Genomic DNA, 1,820 nt, shown 5'->3' with positions numbered 1-1,820 from the left:
CATCGTCGCGCTCGGCGCCATCTGCCTCGGCTATCAGCCGTGACGAAAATGCGCATCGCGAAGATCCTGAATTTTCGTGATGGCGCCGACAGGCAAACTGGCTAATCTGAACGCCCGAGAGCAACAGATCACTTTCGGGAGTCTTCATGGACCTTGCCACCATCCTTGCCTTCGCGGCTGCCTTCTTCGTGTTCGCTGCCAGCCCCGGACCGGACAACATGACGATCGTCGCGCGCACTATCTCCAGCGGTGCCGCCTCGGGTATCGCCTATGGCGCAGGCACGGTGGTTGGTATTCTCATCTTCCTGATCCTCGCCGCCTTCGGCCTGTCGATCATCGCCGCCAAGATGACGCTCGTCATGACGGTGCTTCGTTATGGCGGAGCGGCCTATCTGATCTGGATGGGCATCAGGCTGTGGACCGCCATGCCCGTCGTGCCGGAACTGCAACCCGTCTCCGGACGGCACGGGCTGCTGACGATTTTTGCCACCGGCATCGCGCTCAATCTCGGCAATCCGAAAATGCCTTTGTTCTACGTTGCGCTGCTGCCGAACGTCGTCGGCGCATCACTCAACGCTGGTCATCTCGGTGTGCTGATGATTGTGATCCTGACCGTCGAGGTCGTGGTGATCGGCGGCCATGTCATCCTTGCCGGTCGCGTCCGCAACCTGTTGCGCACACCGAAGATCGTGCGTCGCGTGAACCGCGCGGCGGGCGGTGTGATGATCGGTGCCGGCCTCGCCGTGGTCGCCACGCGCTGAGAAGTTTTGCGCAGTCGCCGCGCTATTTTCTGCGCGGCGGCGCCTCGGCCTGATCGAGGATTTTGCGCAAGAACGCCGCGTGGCCGCGGAACGCGCGCCGTCCGCTCGTCGTCGCCCTGACGCGCGTCAGCGGCCGCCGTCCGACGAACAGCTTTTCGATATCGACATAGCCGGCCCTGGCCAGCGTATCGAGATGCGCGCCGAGATTGCCGTCGGTGACATCCATGATGGCCTTCAACTGGCTGAAGTCCAGCGTTTGCCGCCTTTCCAGCATGTTCAGGGCGGCCATGATCCTGAGCCGCGTGCTCTGGTGGATGATTTCGTCGGCGCTCATCGGTCAGCTCCGATACGGCCGAGGTCGCTGCCGTGGGGCTCTGCAATCTTGAACGGCGACAGGGCCGCTTGATCCTGTGCGATCGACATTGAAGCACTCCTGCATTCCATGCAGAATACTCTGTGATGTAGAGTTGTCTGTCAATTCGCATGTAAGCGGGTGATGCGATTGTGCTTGACAAGGTGAAGCCGCGATCGGCCATCAGCTCGCAGTATAGATCGTCTGCTTGCACGAGATGATCGCACCGATGAAGCAGGGGTCATGATATGATCGGCCGAAGATCGATGCGCAAAGCTGCTGACTGATCTTCGGAGCTTCACGAGAGGAACGGTCCCGCAGGGTGTAGAGAATGTCGACGGTACACTCTAGGCAATGGTCGAAGATCAGCAGCGGATTTTTGCGACGATCAGCACGATCATGTGTGATCCGTAACCAAAATTTAAGCTGCAGAAATCAGTCTGTTGCTTCGCTGGCTAGCAAGCCGCGAGTCAGATATGCATGAGCGCGCCGGGTCATTACGGCCATCGGCACAACGGAAGGGGCATCGCATGGCTAAGCAGTCATCCAAAGCGCCGGCGTCCAAGGCACCGGCAAAGAAAGCACCCGTAAAAGCAGCGACGGCGAAGGTCGCAGCTGCAGTGAAGAAAGCAGCACCTGCTGCCAAGCCGAAGGCGGCCGCGCCCAAGGCAAAAGCAGCACCGGCCAAGAAGCCGGCAGTAAAGGCC

At 60.2% G+C, this 1,820-nt stretch carries 2 protein-coding genes; one reads left to right on the top strand and one right to left on the bottom strand.

Features of this window, described 5'->3' with window-relative positions; genetic code table 11:
* The first annotated feature begins 146 nt into the window (after positions 1–146).
* Positions 147–761 carry a LysE family translocator gene (locus EN935_RS34135; RefSeq protein ID WP_127263572.1) on the top strand — a complete coding sequence of 205 codons (615 nt, stop codon included), beginning with the start codon at positions 147–149 and terminating at the stop codon, positions 759–761.
* Positions 762–783: 22 nt separating this feature from the next.
* Here the strand turns inward: EN935_RS34135 and EN935_RS34130 are convergent, their stop codons facing one another.
* On the bottom strand, positions 784–1,095 hold the full coding sequence (locus EN935_RS34130; protein ID WP_109662882.1) for a transcriptional regulator: 312 nt from the start codon (positions 1,093–1,095) through the stop codon (positions 784–786).
* Positions 1,096–1,820 lie beyond the last annotated feature (725 nt).

The sequence above is a fragment of the Mesorhizobium sp. M7D.F.Ca.US.004.03.1.1 genome, assembly GCF_003998635.1.
Taxonomy (GTDB): Bacteria; Pseudomonadota; Alphaproteobacteria; order Rhizobiales; family Rhizobiaceae; genus Mesorhizobium; species Mesorhizobium loti.
This window is presented reverse-complemented; position numbering and strand designations above follow the sequence as displayed.